Below are 20736 nucleotides of genomic sequence, written 5' to 3' on the forward strand. Positions count from 1 at the left end.
GTCAGGGGCGGCGTGGGGCCCGGAGGCGCACCGTGAGCGGCGCGCCCCCGGGGGCGCGCCGCTCACGGTGCGCCTCCGGGCCCCACGCCGCCCCTGACGATGGAGTCACGATGACGACCGCATCGACGCCCGTCGACGCCGAGCTCCCCCGATCCGCGGGGCTCCGGCGCCGCCACACGGCCGGGCTGCTGATCCTCCTCGCCGCGGTGGCTCCGCTGCCCTTCACCGCCGCCTCCCCGGCCGTCGCCCTCGGCGAGCCGACCTCCACCGACCCGATCGCGCCGGACACCGCCGACCCCGCGATCGAGTTCCACGACGGCGACTGCTCCATGGTCGCGACAGCCCGGGCAACCCCGTCGTGATGCGGAAGGCGCCCACCCTCGCGGCACTCGGCACCACCGCCCCGACCACCGGGTACACCGACACGAACCCCGGCGGCTGATCCCTCGTGCCGGTCGAGCAGCTGCCCCTCCCTGCCGGTCGAGCAGCCGCCCGGCGGCGTATCGAGCCCTTCGTGCTCCGCACACAGGCTCCGACACGCCCCTGACGGCGCTGCTCGACCCAGCAGGGCTCGGCACCCCGAGATCCTCTCCCCCTCCCCGAACCGCACCACTCCACTGAAGGAGCACCATGCCCCCCACCACCACACCCGCGCGGCGAGCGCCGCTGCGCGCAGCGCTCGCCGCGCTCGGCCTCGGAGCAGTGCTGCTCTCGGGCCTCGTCGCCCCGGCTCCGGCCGCGCAGGCGGCCGATGCCGTGATCCCGCAGCAGGGCCTCCTCGCCGACTACCGGTTCACGCAGACCACCGGCAGCACGGTCCCGAACACCGTGAGCGGAGGCGTGGGAGCCGCCACCGTCCGCAACGCGACCGACGCGCTCTGGACCGGCACGTCGCTCCGCCTCACCGGCGGCCCCAAGAGCAGCACCACCGCCCCCTGGGTGCAGCTGCCCGCGAACCTGCTGACCGGTCGCTCGTCGGCCACCGTCACGATCGAGACCCGCGCCGACGCGTCGATGCTCTCGAACTTCCACTTCCTGTGGAACATCGGCAGCGACAGCACGAACCAGTACTGGTTCGCGTCCGTCCGCGACCGGGTGCGCACCGCGATCACGACCAGCGGAGGGAACGGCGAGAACAACGCCCGCAGCGCCTCCGCCCTGACCGCCGACCGCTGGTACAGTCTCACCTCGGTGATCGACGGCAGCGCCGGCACGATCTCGTTCTTCGTCGACGGCGTCCAGGTCGCCTCGGCGCCCACCGCCCTGCGCCCCTCGTCGGTGGCGGACCAGTCGCTGAACACGATCGGCCGAGCACCGTACCCCGACCCGTTCTACACGGGCGAGGTCTCGGCGTTCCGCGTCTACGACCGCGCGCTCACCGGGGCGGAGGTGGTGGCCGTGTCGAGCGTCGACGCGAAGCCTCACGCCTCCACGTTCTCCCCGATCGCCGCCGCCGTGCTGGCCGGGGTCGCCCCGCTCACCGTCGACGACTCGACCACGAACCTGCCCGACTACGGGGGAGCGGTGACCTGGTCCTCCAGCGACCCGACCCTGCGCGTCTCGGCCGACGGCCGCACCCTCAGCGCCGACCGCCCCGCCGTGGGCCAGGCCGCGCGCGCCTCGACGCTCACCGCGACGGCGTCGATCCGCGGAATCGTGCAGACCCGCTCGATCGCCGTGACGGTCGAGCCGCAGGTCGGCGTCGACACCCCCTACGGCTACATGATGGTCCACTTCGTCGAGGACTCCCAGGGCTACGCCGAGAAGATCTACCTCGACGTCTCCCGCGGCGACGACCCGGAGAAGTGGGACCCGCTCAACGGCGCGAAGCCGATCCTGGCCTCCGACCTCGGCACCACCGGTGTCCGCGACCCGTACCTGACCTACAACCCCGACACGAAGAAGTACTACATCATCGCCACGGACCTCCGCGTCTTCGGCGGCGACCGGGGCCCCAGCACCTGCGACACCTGGTGCTACTGGACCACCAAGGGCAGCACGAAGATGAACGTCTGGGAGTCGAGCGACCTCGTGTCGTGGAGCGACGTCCGCCAGTTCGACGTGGCGCTCGACGCCGCGGGGACGAAGAAGCTCGAGGCCGGCATGATGTGGGCTCCCGAGGCCACGTGGGTGCCGGACTACGCGGGACCCGGCAAGGGCGCGTTCGTCGTCTACTGGTCCTCGACGGTCTACCCGACCGCGGCGCACACGCCGGGCACCGGATCCTCCCGCGTGCTCTGGGGAGCGACCACGGACTTCACGCAGGCCACCTACTCGTACGGCGGCACCTTCATCGACACCGGGGCCGACACGATCGACACCACGCTGATCCAGGACTCCGGCACGACCTACCGGATCTCGAAGGACAACGGCACCGGCAAGGGCATCTACATGGAGTCGACCACCTCGGCGACCTGGTGGCTGCCGACGACCTCGTGGACGCAGATCCAGTCGCGCATCGGCGCGGTGTGGTCCGGCGGCAACCCCGGCGGGGTCGAGGGCCCCGCGGTGTTCAAGGACCACGGCGAGGACACCTGGTACCTGTACGTCGACGTGATCCCCGCGACCGGCTACAAGCCGATGGTGACGAACGACCTCGACACGGGCTGGACCCAGCTCACCGACCCGGGCTTCTCGCTCGCCTCGTCGACCAAGCACGGCGGCATCGTCTCGCTGACCGCGGGGCAGTACGCCGAGGTCCGCTCGGCCGACGCCGCCTCCGCGGTCCGCTCGGACCTCGGCGAGGTGACGGTCGCCTCCGGCACCGACGCCGCGGCGGCTCTGCCCGCCCGCGCCGACGTCGTGCTCGCCTACAACCGGGGCACCGCCTCGCAGCCGGTCACCTGGAACACCTCCGCGGTGGCGACGGCGCCCGGCCGCTACTCCGTCACCGGAGTCGTCCGCACGATCGGTGCGAACGACAACCAGTGGGTGGGCGCGAACGGATCGACGGCCTACGACGCCGCCGACCGTCGGCTCTCGAGCTCCACGGCCGTCACGGTCACCGCGACCGTGGTGGTGACGGCACCGACCTCGACGCTCACCGCGTCCACCCGCTGCGTCGCGGGCAAGGTCGTCCTCACCGGAGTGGTGAAGAACACGGGCACGACGCCCCTCTCGGTCGTCATCCGCTCGCCGTTCGGCGCCTCGCAGACGCTGACCGCCGCCCCCGGCGCCAGCGCCTCGGCCGCCTTCACCACCCGTCAGGCCTCGGTCCCGGCCGCCTCGCTCACCGCGGGCGCCCTGACCGCGGCCTACCCGGCGCGCACCTGCTGACGCACGCGCGCCGCTGACGCCGAGACGGCCCGCCCCCGCCGAGACACCGCCCCACTGCGGTGCCTCGGCCGGGAGCGGGCCGTCTCGGCGTCGAGCGCCTCGGAGCTCCGCGGCGGCCGCCCCACATCCCGGCACGGCAGGCTGTACGGATGAGCGCGCCTGGAACCACCGACCCCCTCGACCACGTCCGCGTGCGCGGCGCCCGCGAGAACAACCTCCGGAGCATCGACGTCGACGTGCCGCGCGACGCCCTCGTCGCCTTCACGGGGGTCTCCGGATCGGGCAAGAGCTCGCTCGCCTTCGGCACGCTCTACGCGGAGGCGCAGCGCCGCTACTTCGAGTCGGTCGCCCCCTACGCGCGGCGGCTGATCGACCAGGTCGGCGTGCCGGACGTCGACTCGATCGAGGGCCTGCCGCCGGCCGTCGCCCTCCCGCAGCGGCGCTCCGGAGGCTCGGCCCGCTCCACGGTCGGCAGTGCGACGACGCTCTCGAGCGTGGTGCGGATGGTGTTCTCGCGCATCGGCGCCTACCCCGAGGGCGCGCCGATGCTGCTCGCAGAGGACTTCTCGGCCAACACCGTGCAGGGCGCGTGCCCCAGCTGCCACGGCATCGGCCGGGTCTACGACGTCCCCGACGAGCTGATGGTGCCGGACGACTCCCTCTCGATCCGCGACGGGGCGCTCGCCGCCTGGCCGACCGCCTGGCACGGCAAGCAACTGCGCGACAGCCTGATCTCGCTCGGACACGACATCGACACTCCGTGGCGCGACCTGCCCGCGGAGGACCGCGACTGGATCCTGCACACTCCTGACTCCCCGCAGGTTCCCGTGTGGACCGACCGCTCTCCCGCGGAGGTGCGCGCGGCCGTGGCCGCCGGTGACGAGCCGCGCTACATGAGCACGTTCCTCGGGGTGCGCCGCTACGTGCTCGACACCTTCGCCGGCTCGAAGAGCGCCCGGATGCGCGAGCGCGCGGCCTCGTTCGTCGTCAGCGTCGCCTGCCCGGTGTGCGGCGGCCGGAGGCTGAAGCCCGACGCGCTCGCCGTCACCTTCGAGGGGCTCGACATCACCGAGCTGTCAGCGCTCCCGCTCGAGGAGCTGGTCGTCGTCGCGCGGCGCGTGCTGGAGCCCGGCTGGACCCCGGCCGACGGCACTCCGCAGACCCGCCTGGCCGCGCAGCGGCTGGTCGAGGACCTCGTCGCCCGCCTCGCGCCGATCGTCGACCTGGGCCTCGGCCACCTCTCGCTCGACCGCTCCACGCCGACTCTCTCCTCGGGGGAGCTCCAGCGGATGCGCCTCGCGACGCAGGTGCTCTCGCGCCTCTTCGGCGTCGTCTTCGTGCTCGACGAGCCGTCCACGGGCCTGCACCCCGCCGACACGGAGGCGCTGCTCGGCATCCTGCGGACCCTGCGGGCGACCGGCAACACCGTCTTCTTCGTCGAGCACTCCCTCGACGTCATCCGCGAGGCCGACTGGATCGTCGACATCGGCCCGGGCGCGGGGTCGGGGGGCGGCACCGTCGTCTACTCCGGCCCGCTCGACGGCCTGCCGGGCGCCCGCGGCTCCGTCACCCGCCGCTACCTCTTCCCCGAGGGCGACCCGGCGCCGCTGCGCTCCCGCCGCACCGCGGAGCAGTGGATCGAGCTCGCCGGAGTCTCGCGGCACACCCTCGACGACCTCTCCGTCGCGTTCCCGGTCGGGGTGCTCACCGCGGTCACCGGTGTCTCCGGATCGGGCAAGTCGACGCTCGTGAACCAGGCGCTGCCCGATCTGCTGCGCGCCTCGCTCCGCGCCGACGTCGCCGAGGACGCGCCGGCCGAGGAGGGCGGGGAGGCGGACCCGCTGCTCGACGCGGCCGCGGCGGCGACCCGCGGCACCGCCTCCGGGCCCGCGGACCGCCTGCGCCGGGTGGTGCAGGTGACCCAGACCCCGATCGGCCGGACCTCGCGCTCGAACGTCGCGACCTACACGGGTCTGTTCGACCGGGTGCGGACGCTCTTCGCGGCCACCCCGGAGGCGAAGCGCCGCCGCTTCTCGGCGAGCCGCTTCTCCTTCAACCTGCCCAGCGGGCGCTGCCCCGTCTGCAAGGGCGAGGGCTCCGTGGAGGTGGAGCTGCTGTTCCTCCCGACCGTCGAGGCGCCCTGCACGGCGTGCGGCGGCACCCGGTACAACGACGAGACCCTCGAGGTCACCCTCGGCGGCCGGACGATCGCCGACGTCCTCGCGCTGAGCGTCGCCGACGCGCGCGAGGCCTTCGCCGAGGACCGCGAGGTCGCCCGCCACCTCGACGCTCTGGTGGACGTGGGGCTCGGCTACGTCTCGCTCGGCCAGCCGGCGCCCGAGCTGTCCGGGGGAGAGGCGCAGCGGGTGAAGCTCGCCTCGGAGCTGCGTCGCGCCCAGCGCGGGGACACGCTCTACCTGCTCGACGAGCCGACGTCGGGCCTGCACCCCGCCGACGCCGACCGCCTGCTCGAGCACCTGCAGCACCTCGTCGACGCGGGCAACACGGTGATCGTCGTCGAGCACGACATGCGCGTCGTCGCCGACGCGGACTGGGTCGTGGACCTCGGCCCGGGGGCGGGCCGGGCCGGCGGCTCGGTGGTCGCGACGGGCACTCCGGAGGAGGTCGCCGAGGCCGCGGGCAGCCGCACCTCTCCGTACCTCCGGGCGGCTCTGGACCGGCGCCGCTGAGCGCTCGAGGACCCTGTCAGTCCTCTCACCGAAACCTCACCGAAAACTATTGTTAACGGTAACATTCGAGGCGGCCCGCCCCCCCTGGGCCGGATTTCTCAACGACGAGAGGCCTCACGAATGAGACGACGACTCCCCCTGGCCACCGTGGCGGTGATGGCGCTGACGGCGGGTCTCCTGTCGGTCGGCCCCACGGCCCAGGCCGCCCCCACCACCTCGCTCGACGCCGCGAAGGTGCTCGAGCTCCCGTTCGACGGGTCGCTCGCCGACACCAGCGGTCGTGGTACCGCCCTCGGGATGCAGAAGGGCACCGCCTCCTACGGCACCGGCCTGAACGGCCGGGCGTTCGAGTTCACCGGATCGAACGCGATCTCGCTCGGCACTGCGGCGGCGCTGCAGCCCGCCGACCTCACCGTCTCGTTCTGGTACAAGCCGACCAGCGCGATGACCGGTGAGCAGGTCTTCACCTGGAACAAGACCGCCTACAACTCCGACGGCTGGTACCTCACCTCCGAGGGCGACGGCACTCCGCTCGCCCTCTCGATCGGCCCGTCCGGCGGTCAGCCGTACAAGGTCGCCGTCGAGACCGCCCGCTCCGGCTTCTTCCCCGCGGGGGAGTGGACGCACGTGGTCGCCACGTACGACAAGAGCACCAAGGCCGTCGCCTTCTACCGCAACGGGGTGAAGCAGACCGCCGTCGTCAAGACCGCGCCGTCCTCCTCCGCATCCGGCGTCCTCGGCTCCGAGAGCACCTCGACGAAGACCCTCGGCTTCAACGGCCCCCAGTACAACGGCGCGCACCTGCGCGGCCTGCTCGACGACTACGCGCTCTACAACGGCGTCGCGACCGCCACCGACGTCGTCGCCCTGACGAAGGCCGGCAACCCCTCCTTCGACCCCGCGAGCATCGCCCGGGCCGACCTCGAGCTGGTCGCCCCGCCCGCGAGCACCAGCACCGGCTTCACCCTGCCCACCGTCGGCGCGAAGGGGTCCGCCCTCAGCTGGACCTCCTCCGACCCGGCGACCGTCGCGATCAGCGGAGGCACGGCCGCGGTCACGCCGCCCACCGGCTCCGCGACGCAGGTCGTCCTCACCGGCTCCGCCACCTACGGGGGCAGCACCGCGGTCACGAAGACCTACACTCTCCAGGTGCAGCCCCGGGGAGTGAAGACGTCGAACTACCTTCTGGAGGCCGGCCTGTCCGACGTCTCCGTGCAGGACCCCTACCTCGAGAACGGGGAGCAGCAGACCGTCGAGTACCTGCTGAGCCTCGACCCCGAGATGTTCCTCTACTCCTTCTACCGCGAGGCCGGGCTCACGCCGACCACCAGCGGCGGATACGGGGGTTGGGAGCGCGAGAACGGCACCCGGTTCCAGGGCCACTTCTTCGGCCACTACCTCTCGGCGCTCTCGCAGGCCTACGCGACCGAGGAAGACGCGGCCACCAAGGCGGCACTGCTCGCGAAGCTCACCGCTTCCGTCGACGGTCTGAAGAAGGTCCAGGACGCCTACGCGCTGAAGGACCCCGCGAACGCCGGCTACGTCTCGCCGTTCCCGACCCGCTACCTCCCCTCGGGCGGCGACGGCCTGCTCGTCCCCTTCTACAACCTGCACAAGGTGCTCGCAGGCCTCCTCGACGCCCACGACCAGGCGCCCGACGCCGTCTCGCAGAAGGCGCTCACCGTCGCCGGCGGCTTCGGCAGCTGGATCACCGCCTGGGCGGGCCGCCAGGCCAACCCCGGGCAGCTCCTGAACACGGAGTACGGCGGAATGAACGAGGCGCTCTACCGCCTGTACGAGACCACGCACGACCCGGCGCACAAGCGCGCGGCCGAGTACTTCGACGAGACCGCGCTGTTCCAGAAGCTCGCGAACAACGAGGACGTCCTCAACGGGCTGCACGCGAACACGACCGTCCCGAAGCTGATCGGCGCGCTGAAGCGCTACCGCGTCTTCACCGACGACCCGGCGCTCTACGCCACGCTCACCGCCGCGGAGAAGTCGGATCTCGACATGTACCGCCGTGCCGCCGAGAACTTCTGGCGCATGGTCGACGAGACCCACACCTACGCCAACGGCGGCAACAGCCAGTCCGAGCACTTCCACGCACCCGGCACCCTGTACGAGTACGCCACGAACGGCCAGACCACCGGCTACGGCGAGAACTCGACCTCCGAGGGCTGCAACATCTACAACATGCTCAAGCTCACCCGGGCGCTGTTCCAGGTGACCGAGGACGTGAAGTACGCCGACTTCTACGAGGAGACGTTCATCAACGGCGTCCTCTCGGTGCAGAACCCGGACACCGGCATGGTGACCTACTTCCAGCCGCAGACCGCGGGCTACGCCAAGGTCTTCGGGCACGAGCTCGACGAGTTCTGGTGCGACCACGGCTCGGGTATCGAGAGCTTCACCAAGCTCGGCGACTCGATCTACTTCGAGAAGCCGAAGACCGTCTTCGTGAACCAGTTCCGCTCCTCGGTCCTCCGCTCCTCCGCGAACAACCTCCGGCTGACCCAGACGGCGGACATCCCGAGCACTGACACGGCGACCCTGAGGGTCGAAGCGCTGGCCGGAGGAGCCGTGGCCGCGGACACGACCCTCAAGCTGCGCGTGCCGTCCTGGATCGACGGAGCGCCGACGCTCACCGTGAACGGTGCCGCCCGTGCCGTCACGGCCCAGGCCGGATACGTCTCGGTCGCCGTCGCCGCCGGTGACGTGCTGACCTGGAAGCTGCCCGCCGCGGTCAGCGCGGTCGCGGACACGGAGAACCCCGACTGGACCGCGTTCCGCTACGGACCGGTGCTGCTGGCGACCGAGCTCAACCGCTCGAACGTCGAGGCGTCCTACGTCGCCGGCGTCCTGGTGCGCATGGGCACGGCCGACAAGTCCGTGAACTCGAACGTCGTCGTCGCGGACTCCGCGGCCTGGAAGTCCGCGGTCCGCGGCAACCTGGTCCGCCTGCCCGACGGCGCGGACGGCAACGGCCGCACGACGATGCGCTTCGGCATGAAGAACGTCGACGCCGCGTCCGCCGCCCGGGTGTTCACTCCGTACTACAGCCTCTACAACGCCCGCTACGCGACCTACATGACCCTGATCGAGCCCGACTCGGCCGCGGCCCAGGAGCTGATCCGGACGCAGAAGGAGCAGCTGCGCGTCGACGAGACGACGATCGACTCCCTCACCTCCTTCGACAACAACAACAGCGAGGCCGACAAGAACTACAAGACCGCGCGGTCCTCAGTGGGGACCTGGCGCGGCGAGGGGTACCGCGACGGCGAGCGCTCGGCGGAGGCGTACTTCCAGTACGACATGATCGTCGACCCGGCTCTGCCGGCGAACTACCTCGGGGTCCGCTACTACGGCGGCGACGCGGGACGCACCTTCGACGTCTACCTCAACGACGTGAAGCTCAAGACCGAGGTGGTCTCGGGAGCGGCCGGAGCGACGAGCTGGTACGTCCAGTACGACCGGATCCCGGCGTCGATCCTCAGCGGTCTCGCCGCGAAGGACAGCTACAAGCGCGACCAGAGCGGGAAGTACGTGCTCGACGCGAAGGGGCAGAAGATCCCCGTCGTCACGGTGCGCTTCCAGGGCACCGGATCCAGCTACGTCGGCGGTGTCTTCGGGGTCTACACGACCGAGTCGACCACCTACGCTGCGGACCCGGAGCTGACGAAGCTCTCCTCCCACGTCGGGACGCTCTCGCCGGCTCTCGCCGCCGGGGTCAGGGACCACACGCTCACGGTGCCGGCCGGCACGACGAGCGTCTCGCTCGACCTGGACCCGGCCGTGCCCAGCGGCCTGGTGAAGGTCGACGGCGTGCTGATCGACGACACCCTCCGCCGCACGGTGCCGCTCGCGGCGTCGGGCACGACGAGCGTGGTCGTCGAGTCGTCGGCGCAGGACCACACGACGACAGCGACCTACCGCCTCTCCATCGTCCGCGCCTCCGCGGCGACGGTACCGACGACCGTGGCGGCCACCAGCCGCTGCGTGGCGGGCAAGGTCGTGGTGACGGTCTCCGCTCGGAACGACGCGAAGGTCCCAGCGGCGATCACCATCGCGTCCTCCTGGGGCTCGAAGTCGTTCACCGGGATCGCTCCGGGGTCGAGCGCGTCCCACGCCTTCACCACCCGCGCCGCCTCGGTGGCCGCGGGCTCGGCGACGGTGACCGCGACGGCGACCGTGGACGGAGCATCGGTGACCACCACGAAGCAGGCCGCGTACTCCGCTCTCACCTGCAAGTGACGTGACGACGACGGCCGCCGGGGATCGCCCCCGGCGGCCGTCGTCGTCAGTCGGAGGTGCGGTACAGGCCCTGGAGCAGCCCGATGACGTCGCCCAGGAGGGGCGGCGGGTCGCTCCGGATCCACGCGGCGTGCACGGGGACCGGCGGGGCGTCGCGGACGACCCGGTAGGCGAGGCCCTGCCGTCGGTACTGGCTCACCGTCGATTCCGCGGTCACTCCGCGGGCGGAGCCGCTGCTGATCACCGTGAGCCAGTCATCGACGTCGGTCGTCGGGACGGTGATCCGCGGCCGGTCGTGCTCGGGCCAGAGGTCGAGCCGGGTGCTCCCGGTCCGGTCGTCGAGCGCGAGCGGAGCGGTCGCCACCTGGGCGAGCGTGACCGTGCGCTTCGCGGCGAGCGGGTCGTCGACGGACAGGGCGCAGTAGCGCTTCTCGGTGCCGATCAGAGCCGACTCGACGTCCGCAGCCGGAGATCCGCGCCGGAGGATCGCGAGGTCGCTGAGGCCCTCCGCGAGCCCCGCGGTGGGGGTGTTGGAGCGGATCAGCCGCAGCTCGTGGCGGGGGAGCGCCGCGGCCCAGCGGCGCTGGAACTCCTGGGTGTGCTCGCCGAGAGCCGACCAGGCGTAGCCGATCCGGATCGTGTCCGTCCCGGCCGCCGCCTCCTCGCGCAGATCGTCGACGACGGCCAGGACGCGGCGGGCGTGCCGCAGCACCCGCTCGCCCGCCGGCGCGAGCTCGACGCTGCGGGTCGTCCGGTGGAGGAGCCTTCTTCCGAGGACGGACTCGAGCGCCGCGACGTTGCGGGAGACCGCCGTCTGGGAGATGCCGAGGTCGATCCCCGCGTCGGTGAAGGTCCCGGCGTCCACGACGCCGACGAACGACCGGAGGTGGCGCAGTTCCAGATCCATGACCGCATCCTATTCATGCGGTTCCCGCATCGATCGGACCGGTGATGCATTGTGAGCCGGGGCCGGACGGCTCGCAGACTTCCGGCATGACGAAGCAGCTCCCCGGCGACGGACGGACCGTCGGCGTCGCGACCGCCCTCGCGAGCGCCCTCTCGAATCAGCTCGGGGCGGCCTCCGGGACTCTGGCCTTCCCGGTCCTGGGATCCGTCGGAGTGGTCGCCGTCCGGCAGATCGTCGCCGCGCTGATCCTCCTCCCGGTCGTGCGGCCGCGGATCCGCGACCTGACCCGCGCGCAGTGGTGGCCCGTCCTGCTCCTCGCCGTGGTGTTCGGAGCGATGAACCTCACGCTCTACGCGGCCATCGACCGCATCGGGCTGGGGCTGGCGGTGACCCTGGAGTTCTGCGGGCCGCTGGCGGTCGCGCTCCTCGGCTCCCGGAGCAGGACCAGCGCGCTCTGCGCCCTCGTCGCCGGAGCGGGCGTCCTCGCGATCGCCGGGCCGAGGCCCTCGTCCGACCAGCTGGGGATCGCGCTCGGTCTCGCGGCCGCGTGCTGCTGGGCCGCGTACATCCTGCTCAACCGGATCATCGGACTCCGGCTGCCCGGAGCGCAGGGGACCGCCACGGCGACCGGGATCTCCGCCGCCGTCTTCCTGCCCGTCGCCGTCTGGACGCTCGTCTCGACGCGCCCCGACGCGGGCACCGTGCTCCTGGCGGTCGGCGCCGGCGTCCTGGCGACGGCCGTCCCGTTCGTGGCCGACGTGATCGCGCTCCGGAGGCTCCCGGCGAGCGTGTTCGGGACGCTCATGAGCGCCAACCCCGTCCTGGCCGCCCTCATCGGCGCGGTCGTGCTCGGGCAGGACGTCGGCGCGGCCGGATGGATCGGGATCGCCCTCATCGTCACCGCGAACGCGGCGGTCCTCCGGCGGGGGCGTCGCGCGCGGTGAGGCCCGGCGGCGGGCCGAGCGAGAGGTGATCCCGTCGAGATGCCGCCGCTGTGCGTTACCTGTTCGTTATGAAAAAGGCGCCTACACGACCAAACCAGGGACACCCTGGGAAACGGCAGGTCGCGGGAGAAAACTCTCCTCCATGAACCAGACAGCGGCACCCGTGCGCGAGCATCGAGCTCTCTACTTCCTGCTCGCCGCCCTCGCGGGCATCGTCACGGGCGGAGTCCTCCTCGCCGTCGCCGAGCTCATCGCCCTCGCGGTCGCCCGCACCGCGAGCCCCGTGCTCGCGCTCGGCGCCTTCATCGTCGACATCGTCCCGCGCCCGCTCAAGGAGTTCGCGATCGAGACGTTCGGCGAGAACGACAAGACCTTCCTGCTCGGCAGCGTGGGCGCCGCGGTCGTCGTCGCCGCCGCGATCGCCGGAGTGCTCCAGCTGGTCCGCCCGCCGCTCGGCCAGGTGCTGCTCGTGATCGCCGGCGGCCTCTCGATCGCCGCCATCGTGACCCGCACGGGAGCGTCGCCGCTCGCCGCGGTGCCCACGCTGGTCGGACTCGTCGTCGCCGTCGTCGTCATGCACCTCCTCTTCACGCGCCTGCGCGGTTGGCGTGCGGCCCGGGCCTCGGAGGCCAGGGGAACATCCTCCGAGGCCCGTCCGGGCGCCCTCGAGCGCCGCGGCTTCTTCCGCATCGCGCTGATCTCCGCCGTCGGCGCGGCCGTCGTCGGCACCGGTGCCCGCCTGGTCAACGCGGCGACCTCCTCCCTCGCCGGCGTCCGCGACGCCCTGCGCTTGCCGTCCCCGCGCAGCACCGTCTCGGTCCCTGCGGGCGCCGAGCTCGACATCGAGGGCATCACCCCGCTCTACACGCCGAACGCCGACTTCTACCGCGTCGACACCGCCCTCACCGTGCCCAACCTGGACCCGTCGGCCTGGTCGCTGAAGATCACCGGCATGGTCGACCGCGAGGTGACGCTCAACCTCCAGCAGATCTTCGACATGGGCCTCGACGAGTACGGCATCACCCTCACCTGCGTCTCGAACCAGGTCGGCGGCAACCTCGTCGGCAACGCCAAGTGGCTCGGCGTCCCCCTGCGCGACGTGCTGAAGATGGCCGGCGTGCAGAGCGGAGCCGACATGCTCCTCTCGACCAGCAGCGACGGCTACACGGCGTCCACCCCGATCACCGCGGTCACGGACGAGAACCTCGACGCGATCCTCGCCGTCGGCATGAACGGCGAGCCCCTCCCGTTCGAGCACGGCTTCCCGGTGCGGATGATCGTGCCCGGCCTCTACGGCTACGTCTCGGCCACCAAGTGGCTCACCGAGCTCAAGGTCACCACCTTCGAGGCCGACCAGGCCTACTGGACCCCGCGCGGCTACTCCGCCGAGGCCCCCATCAAGATGTCCTCGCGGATCGACACCCCGCGGATCGGCGTCCCCGTCACCTCGGGCGCTCTCAAGATCGCGGGCGTCGCCTGGGCGCAGAGCATCGGCATCGAGAAGGTCGAGGTGAGCATCGACAACGGCGACTGGCAGGAGGCGACGCTCTCGACCCCGGTCAACCTCGACACCTGGGTGCAGTGGTTCGTCGACTGGGACGCCCAGCCCGGCTCGCACTACGTCGCGGTCCGAGCGGTCGACAAGAACGGCATGGTCCAGATCGAGGACCGCGCGCCGGTCGCGCCCGACGGATCCTCCGGCTGGCAGCGCACGCTCATCAACGTCACCTGACGCCCCGTGGAGGCGCCGATCCCCGGGGGTCGGCGCCTCCGGTGCGTCCGGCGTCCGTCGCGACGACGCCCCCGCAGTGCGGACGGCCCTGACGCGACGTCGCCTCCGCGGCGGGCACCGCGGCACGTCCCGGCCCGGCGCGCAAGCCTCCGCGGCGGCGCGGCCCGCGAGGAGGCGCCGCCCTAGCCTTCGAGGATGCGCTCCCGGCTCCTCCACCTCCGCGAATCCTTCTGGTTCCTCCCGGCCCTGTTCGGCGTCCTCGCCGTCGGGCTGGCGCTGGGGCTGGTCGAGGTCGACCATCTGCTGGTCCGCGCCGGCGTCAGCGACATCCCCCTGATCGAGGACCTGTCGCCGACCGGCGGCCGGGCGATCCTCTCGGCGATCGGCGGGACGATGCTGGGCGTCGCCGCGACCTCGTTCTCGATCACGATCTCGGTGCTGGCGACCACGTCCTCCGCCTACGGGCCCCGGCTTGTCCGCAACTTCATGGCCGACCGCGGCAACCAGGTCGTCCTGGCGGTGCTCACGTCCACGTTCCTGTACTCGCTGATCGTGCTGCGCGCGGTGCACACCGAGGAGGACGCGTCGCTGACGTTCGTGCCGGTGGTGGCCGTCTCGTTCTCGGTGCTGCTCGCGGTGGGCGACGTCGCGGTGCTCGTCTACTTCATCCACCACATCGCGCTGTCGGTGCAGGTGACGACGCTGCAGCAGCGGGTGCTCGGCGAGCTCGTCGACGTGATCGAGCGACTGCACCCGGAGGACGGGGAGGAGCCGACGAATGCGGAGGAGGCCCTGCCGCCGGCGGGGCGCGAGCCGGTCGTGCTGTGTGCGGTGCGCGGGGGCTACGTCGAGCAGCTCGAGGTCGAGCGGCTGGTCGCCCTGGCCCGCCGCGGCGACGCGCGGCTCCGGGTGCTCGCGCTGCCCGGCGACCACGTCCTCGTCGGCGACCCGGTGCTCGAGGTCCTGGAGGGGTCCGTCGCCCAGGAGGAGGCGGTCGCCGCGGTCGTCGTCGCCGACGCCCGCACCCCGCACCAGGACCTCCGCTACGCCGTCCAGCAGGTGGTCGAGATCGGAGTCCGCGGGCTCGCGACCGGCACCAACGACCCGTACACCGCGGTCGGCGCCGTCGAGGCCCTGACCAGCGCGCTCGTCGACCTCTGCGGCCGGCCGGAGGCGCGCGGCCGCTACTCCGACGCCGACGGAGTCGTCCGCCTGGTCGTCCCGTGGCCTCGAGCGGGCGAGCTTCTGGCCGACGTGTTCCTCGCCCTGCGCTCGTACGCGATGGAGCAGCCGCTCGTCGTCCGCGCCGGCGTGCGCCTCGCCGAGCGGCTCGCGGTCGTCGCCCGCGGCGGGACCCGCGTCGAGCTGCACCGCCAGGTCCAGGCGTTCGCCGCCGCGCACGCCGCCGCCGACGGCGACGCCCTCGAGGCGCCCGCCCTGCGCGCGTCGCTCGCCGCGCTCGAGGCGCGCCTCGCGGCCTGAAGCCGGCCTGCCGGATGCTCCGGGAGGCCGCACCGCCCATGGAGTGCTCGAATCGATTCGAGTAGGCTCGGCGCATGACAGAGAACACCACTGAGCTGCGCGTGGGGGTCGTCGGCCTCGGCTTCGCCGGCACCACCCACCTCGACGCCTTCCAGTCCCTGCCCGGCGCCCGCGTCGTCGCGCTCGCCGGCCAGGAGGAGGCGCGCCTGCACGAACTCGGAGCGACCCGCGGCGTCCCCGACCTCTACGCCTACTGGGAGGACCTCGTCGCCCGCGACGACCTCGACGTCGTCTCCATCGGCGTCCCGAACCACCTGCACCACCCGATCGCCGTGGCCGCGCTCGCGAGCGGCAAGCACGTCTTCTGCGAGAAGCCGCTCGCCACCACCGCCGAGCTGGCGGCCGAGATGGTCGAGGCCGCCCGCACGAACGACCGGGTGCTCGAGATCGCCTACAACCACCGCCGCCGCGCCGACGTCGCCTTCCTCCGCGACTACCTCGACGACGCGCCGCTGGGCGACGTCTACCACGCCCGCGCGAGCTGGCAGCGGCGCACCGGCATCCCCGGCATCGGCTCCTGGTTCACCAGCAAGGAGCTCGCCGGCGGCGGCCCGCTCATCGACCTCGGCTCCCACGTGCTCGACATCGCGCTGCACCTGCTCGACGAGCCGCGCGTGACCAGCGTCTCGGCGGTCGCGTACGGCGAGATCGGCCGCTCCGGCCGCGGAGGGCGCCCGCACGGCGTCGCCGCCACCGGCACGCACGCGTTCGAGGTGGAGGACTTCTCGAGCGCCCTGCTGCGCCTCGACAACGGCCGCTCGCTCCAGCTCGACGCCTCCTGGGCCAGCTACTCGAAGGTCGACGAGGACATCGAGGTCGAGCTGCTCGGCTCGGCCGGGGGCGCGCGCCTCCACATCGCCGACTACGCCACGGAAGGGACTCTGACGCTCTACTCCGAGGTCGCCGGAGCGCCGACCGTCTCGCACCCCGACGTGAAGGTCCCCGCCGGACACCACCGCTCGGTCATCGCCGAGTTCCTGGAGGCGATCGCCTCGGGAGCCGACGCGCCCGCGGGCGGCCCCCGCTACTCCGGCCACTACGGCGAGTACGCGCTGCACCGCAGCCGGGTGGTCGACGCGATCTACCGCTCCGCCGCCGAGAAGCAGGAGGTGGCGGTCGCATGAGCGCCCCGATCGAGGTCCTCGTCTGGAACGAGTTCCGCCACGAGACCCGCGGCGACGAGACCGTGCTGCGCCATTACCCGGACGGCATCCACCGCGTCATCGCGGACGGACTCGCGGAGTCGCTCGGCGACGCCGTCTCGGTGCGCACCGCGACGCTCCCCGAGCCCGAGCACGGGCTCACCGAGGAGGCGCTCGCGACGACGGACGTGCTGCTGTGGTGGGGGCACATCGCGCACGAGGAGGTGTCGGACGAGGTCGTCCAGCGCGTCCTGCGGCACGTGCAGGAGGGGATGGGGATCCTGGTCCTGCACTCGGGCCACTACTCGTCGATCTTCAAAGCGCTCATGGGCACGACCTGCTCGCTGAAGTGGCGCAACGACCGCGACCGCGAGCTGGTCTGGACGATCGCGCCCACCCATCCGATCGCCGAGGGCGTGCCCAGCCCGCTGATCATCCCCGAGCAGGAGATGTACGGCGAGTACTTCGACATCCCGGTGCCGGAGGAGACGGTGTTCCTGTCGACCTTCACCGGCGGCGAGGTGTTCCGCTCCGGCGTGACCTACACCCGCGGCCTCGGGAAGGTCTTCTACTTCTCGCCCGGCGACCAGGACTACCCCGTCTACCACCACCCGGACATCCGGCGCGTGCTGGCGAACGCCGTCCGCTGGGCCCGCCCGACCCGGCCGCGCACGCCCCTCACGGCCGACCACCACCCCCGGGGCTGGTTCGAGTCCTGACGCGAGCTCCCGCGCCCTCCCCTCCCTTTCCGCGAGATGCCGCTCCGGTACGCGACACGCCGTGCCGGGCGCACCGACGTGGCGTCTCGCAGGGAGGTACTGGGGGGATGCAGCAGTCGGAGGGGCGCGAGCCGGACGAGGTGCGCCGGTACGGGGAGGCTCCGGAGCAGATCGCGGACGTCTTCCGCGGGGCGCCCGGCGAGGCGCGCCGGCCGGTCGTGCTCGTGCACGGCGGGTTCTGGCGGGCGCGGTGGGACCGGCGGCACGCCCGGCCGCTCGCGGCGGCACTGGCCGACCGCGGGCACGACGTGCTCCTCCCCGAGTACCGGCGCACGGGCGACCCGGGAGGCGGCTGGCCGGGCACCGGCGACGACGTCCTGGCCGTGCTCGCGGCGCTCCCGGCACTGCTGCCCGGCGCCGGACCGGTCACCCTCGTCGGCCACTCCGCCGGCGGCCACCTCGCCGTCTGGTCGCAGGCCGCCCGTCCGTCGCCGCACGTCGCCGCCGTGGTGGCGCTGGCGGGCGTACTCGACCTGGCCGCCGCCTCCGCCGACCGCCTCAGCGACGACGCCGTGGGGGAGCTCCTCGGCGGCGACCTCGCGCTGCTCCCGGGCGCCGACCCCGCGCAGCTGCCCACGCCGCCGCAGCCGACCACGCTGATCCACGGCGCACTCGACGAGGACGTCCCCGTCGCCTACAGCCGCCGATACGCCGACCGGCACCCCGCCGTGCAGCTGCACGAGCTCGCCGACGCCGACCACATGGCGCTCGTCGATCCGACGACGCCCGCCTTCGCGATCCTCCTCGCCGCGCTCGGCTGACGCGCGCCGGGAGCGGGACTGCGACGCTCCGCCCGCCGAGGCGCGACGGGAACAGGCCCCCTACAGGACCGGCGGGTACAGGAAGAGCGGGACCTGCGCGGTGGGGAAGGTGCGGGTCACGTAGCTGTGCTTGCCGCCGTAGTTGTACTCCTCGAGGAGCACGGTGCCGTCGTCGTTGACCTTCTGCACGTAGGAGACGTGGTTGTAGGTCCACCACGCGACGCAGCCGACGATCGGGACGCTGCTGGTCGCCCAGCCCTTCGCGGCCCAGTTGTCCGGCCACTCGTAGGCGCTGCCGCCGAGCGGGGTGATGTTGCCCCACGTGTACTTCCACGGCGCGGAGGTGCGGCCGGCGTCGCGGTTGAGGCGCCAGGCCACGAAGTCGACGCACTCGCGGTAGTAGTAGCCGAGGGGCGAGAGTCCGCCGCCGTCGTCGTCGATGGTCTCGTAGGGCCACGGGTAGTCGTCGCCGACCGCGCGGGTCTGCACGGTCGAGAACTCGCCGCCGTTGGATCCGGAGAGCACGGCCGCCTGGCGGCTGGCCTCGTCGAGCTGCGCCTGGGTCGGTGCGGCGAAGGCGTCGCGGACGGCGGTCTGGCCGGCGGCGTCGGAGGAGACGGTGAGGTTCTGGAGGCCGACCCGGTTCGCGGCGGCGCGGCCGGTCGCGGTGGCGGAGGAGCTGCGGGCGCCGTACGCGGGGATCGCGGCCGTGGCGAAGAGGCCGCCGACCACCGAGAAGGTGCCGAAGGCCAGGGCGCGGCGGCTGAGGCCGCGGGCCCGGGCGGGCTCGGCGGCGCGGGGAGCGACGGGGCGGGAGGCGGACGCGCGGCGCGGTGAGGCCGGGATCGACCGGGAGGCGGGGGAGGCGACGGCGGGGACCTCGACCGAGACGGTCGGAGCGGTCGCCACGGCCATTGCGGCGTCGACGGCGGTGGGCGCGGAGTCGCCAGCGCCTGCGGAAGCGGCGGAGTCGTCCGATCCGCTGCCCTCGACCGCGGTGCCGGCGGTCGCCGCGCCCGTCTCCGTCTCGGCCCGGGCCGCACGGCGCTCGGCCTCGCGGGCCTCGCGCCGGGTCAGGGGTGCAGTGGTCGGGGTGCCGGCACTCTCCTCAGGGATGGGAATGCCTGGCTTCGACACGCGTGCGTTCTCCTCGGATGACGGTGGTGACGGGGGGTCGGGGGCCGGTGGGGATCCGGCGACGAGCCACTCTAGCCCGAGGCCCGCGCATAACGGAACGATCACGACGGATCCGGCACGGATGCTCCGACCGCTCGCGCCCGTGCGGTGCCAGGATGGGGCGCAACCGGGAAGGAGCTCCTCATGACCGTACCCACCCCCACCGGGCCCGTCCTCGTCGGCATCGTCGACGGCCAGCGACCCGAGGTCCTGCGCACCGCCGCCCGCGTCGCCGCCGACGCCGGAGCCGCCCTGCTGCTCGTGTCGGTCTCGGCCGATCCGTACCTCGTCGGCGAGTACGTCGATCCGATGACCGGCGGCATCCCGCTCGGCTTCGTCGGCGCCGCGGCCGACCGCGGCGAGGGCCCGTCCCTCCCGCCCGGGCTCCGCGAGACGGTCGAGCACGAGCTGGACGGCAGCACCGTGCAGTGGTCGCTGCGCGCGGCGCGGGGCGAGCCCGCCCTGGCGCTCGCCGAAGTCGCCGAGGAGGTCGACGCGCGGATGATCGTGGTCGGCACCCGCGACGCGGGCGTGCTCGCGAGCATCGCCGAGTTCCTCAGCGGGAGCGTCGCCGCCCACCTCGCGCACCGCCAGCACCGCCCCGTGCTCGTCGTCCCGCGCGCCGACCGCGACCCGTCGCGCCCGGCGCCCTGGGACCTCGCGGAGTGACGCGACCCCTCCACCTGCGCCCCTCCGCGATCCTCCTCGTCGCGGCGGGCGGAGCCGTCGGCACGGCTGCCCGCGCAGCGATCGGCGCCGCACTGCCCCCGTTGGGCGTCGTGCCGGTCGCGACGCTCGCCGTGAACCTGCCGGGCGCGTTCCTCCTGGGCCTCCTGCTCGAGGCGCTGGCGCGGCGCGGGCCGGACGAGGGCGGGCGCCGCACCCTGCGCCTCCTGCTCGGCACCGGCGTGCTGGGCGGATTCACGACCTACAGCACCTTCTCGCTCGACACGGTCGCGCTGCTCGAGGGCGGCCACGTCGTGGAGTACCTGCTCTACACCGGCGGCACGCTCGTGCTGGGCGTGCTCGCCGCGGCGCTGGGCATCGCGGTCGCGGGGCGGCGGAGGGCGGCGGCGTGACGCCCGGCCTGCTGCTCGCGGTCGCTCTCGCGGGCGGAGTCGGAGCGGCCGCACGGCTCGTCGTCGACGGGGTCGCGCGGTCGCTCGTGCCGGCGCGCTGGCCGGTCGGCACCGCGCTGATCAACGTCAGCGGTTCGCTGCTGCTCGGAGTCGTCACCGGGCTCGTGCTGGCCGGCGTCCTCGACCCGGTGTGGCGGGCCGTGCTCGGGACGGGCGTGCTCGGCGGCTTCACCACGTTCAGCACGGCGAGCGTCGAGACCGCGCGGCTCTTGCTCGACCGGCGCTGGGCGGCCGGCCTGGGGTACGGCGTCGGCACGGCCGCACTCGCCGTCGCGGCGGCCGCCGCGGGTCTCGCCCTGACGGGCGTCCGGCTGTCCTGAGCGGCGTGGCGGGCGCTCCGGAGCGGCGTGCGGCTCCGCTCCTCACCGCCCTTCCCCGGAGCCCACCCCACGCC

At 73.0% G+C, this 20736-nt stretch carries 15 protein-coding genes; 13 read left to right on the plus strand and 2 right to left on the minus strand.

Features of this window, described 5'->3' with window-relative positions; all coding sequences use genetic code 11:
* Nucleotides 1-110: 110 nt before the first annotated feature.
* The 4 genes from C5B95_RS16220 to C5B95_RS16235 all read left to right on the plus strand — a co-directional run bounded on the left by C5B95_RS16220 (nt 111) and on the right by C5B95_RS16235 (nt 10220).
* A complete protein-coding gene (locus C5B95_RS16220; protein WP_104226573.1) occupies nt 111-362 on the plus strand; it encodes a hypothetical protein in 252 nt (83 codons plus the stop codon).
* Nucleotides 363-630: 268 nt separating this feature from the next.
* On the plus strand, nt 631-3276 hold the full coding sequence (locus C5B95_RS16225; protein WP_104292561.1) for a LamG-like jellyroll fold domain-containing protein: 2646 nt from the start codon (nt 631-633) through the stop codon (nt 3274-3276).
* A gap of 149 nt (nt 3277-3425) precedes the next feature.
* Nucleotides 3426-5966 carry an excinuclease ABC subunit UvrA gene (locus C5B95_RS16230; RefSeq protein WP_104349634.1) on the plus strand — a complete coding sequence of 847 codons (2541 nt, stop codon included), beginning with the start codon at nt 3426-3428 and terminating at the stop codon, nt 5964-5966.
* 120 nt (nt 5967-6086) lie between these two features.
* Nucleotides 6087-10220 carry a beta-L-arabinofuranosidase domain-containing protein gene (locus C5B95_RS16235; protein ID WP_104349635.1) on the plus strand — a complete coding sequence of 1378 codons (4134 nt, stop codon included), beginning with the start codon at nt 6087-6089 and terminating at the stop codon, nt 10218-10220.
* A gap of 46 nt (nt 10221-10266) precedes the next feature.
* On the opposite strand, the gene C5B95_RS16240 is transcribed toward C5B95_RS16235, so the two are convergent.
* Nucleotides 10267-11127 (minus strand): LysR family transcriptional regulator, encoded by an 861-nt coding sequence (locus tag C5B95_RS16240; RefSeq protein ID WP_104222432.1) that lies wholly within the window; start codon nt 11125-11127, stop codon nt 10267-10269.
* Nucleotides 11128-11213: 86 nt separating this feature from the next.
* On the opposite strand from C5B95_RS16240, the gene C5B95_RS16245 reads away from it, so the two are divergent.
* The 6 genes from C5B95_RS16245 to C5B95_RS16270 all read left to right on the plus strand — a co-directional run bounded on the left by C5B95_RS16245 (nt 11214) and on the right by C5B95_RS16270 (nt 18027).
* Nucleotides 11214-12071: a DMT family transporter gene (locus C5B95_RS16245; protein ID WP_104234495.1), complete on the plus strand. Its 858-nt coding sequence runs from the start codon at nt 11214-11216 to the stop codon at nt 12069-12071.
* Nucleotides 12072-12213: 142 nt separating this feature from the next.
* Nucleotides 12214-13803, plus strand: coding sequence for a molybdopterin-dependent oxidoreductase (locus C5B95_RS16250; RefSeq protein WP_104226578.1), 1590 nt, complete (start codon nt 12214-12216; stop codon nt 13801-13803).
* Between the two features lie 195 nt (nt 13804-13998).
* Nucleotides 13999-15285: a DUF2254 domain-containing protein gene (locus C5B95_RS16255; RefSeq protein ID WP_104349636.1), complete on the plus strand. Its 1287-nt coding sequence runs from the start codon at nt 13999-14001 to the stop codon at nt 15283-15285.
* Nucleotides 15286-15359: 74 nt separating this feature from the next.
* Nucleotides 15360-16469: a Gfo/Idh/MocA family protein gene (locus C5B95_RS16260; RefSeq protein ID WP_104349637.1), complete on the plus strand. Its 1110-nt coding sequence runs from the start codon at nt 15360-15362 to the stop codon at nt 16467-16469.
* Nucleotides 16466-17206 carry a ThuA domain-containing protein gene (locus C5B95_RS16265; RefSeq protein WP_104226581.1) on the plus strand — a complete coding sequence of 247 codons (741 nt, stop codon included), beginning with the start codon at nt 16466-16468 and terminating at the stop codon, nt 17204-17206. Before C5B95_RS16260 ends, C5B95_RS16265 begins: the two co-directional genes overlap by 4 nt.
* 107 nt (nt 17207-17313) lie before the next feature.
* The gene (locus C5B95_RS16270) at nt 17314-18027 is read left to right on the plus strand and encodes an alpha/beta hydrolase (RefSeq protein WP_104349638.1); all 714 of its coding nucleotides are present in this window, start codon (nt 17314-17316) and stop codon (nt 18025-18027) included.
* A gap of 60 nt (nt 18028-18087) precedes the next feature.
* On the opposite strand, the gene C5B95_RS16275 is transcribed toward C5B95_RS16270, so the two are convergent.
* Nucleotides 18088-19164: a CHAP domain-containing protein gene (locus C5B95_RS16275; RefSeq protein ID WP_104349639.1), complete on the minus strand. Its 1077-nt coding sequence runs from the start codon at nt 19162-19164 to the stop codon at nt 18088-18090.
* 183 nt (nt 19165-19347) lie between these two features.
* Between C5B95_RS16275 and C5B95_RS17640 the strand changes: the two genes are divergently transcribed.
* From C5B95_RS17640 to C5B95_RS16285, 3 genes are read left to right on the plus strand one after another with little or no spacing between them, the layout of a single operon-like run.
* Complete coding sequence (locus C5B95_RS17640) at nt 19348-19872, plus strand: universal stress protein (RefSeq protein WP_181068113.1); 525 nt, start codon at nt 19348-19350, stop codon at nt 19870-19872.
* Nucleotides 19869-20282, plus strand: a complete 414-nt coding sequence (locus C5B95_RS17645) for a CrcB family protein (protein ID WP_104313543.1) — start codon at nt 19869-19871, stop codon at nt 20280-20282. Before C5B95_RS17640 ends, C5B95_RS17645 begins: the two co-directional genes overlap by 4 nt.
* The gene (locus C5B95_RS16285; RefSeq protein ID WP_104226584.1) at nt 20279-20662 is read left to right on the plus strand and encodes a CrcB family protein; all 384 of its coding nucleotides are present in this window, start codon (nt 20279-20281) and stop codon (nt 20660-20662) included. The genes C5B95_RS17645 and C5B95_RS16285 overlap by 4 nt, the downstream gene beginning before the upstream one ends.
* Nucleotides 20663-20736 lie beyond the last annotated feature (74 nt).

The sequence above is a fragment of the Rathayibacter sp. AY1A7 genome (assembly GCF_002930845.1).
Taxonomy (GTDB): Bacteria; Actinomycetota; Actinomycetes; order Actinomycetales; family Microbacteriaceae; genus Rathayibacter.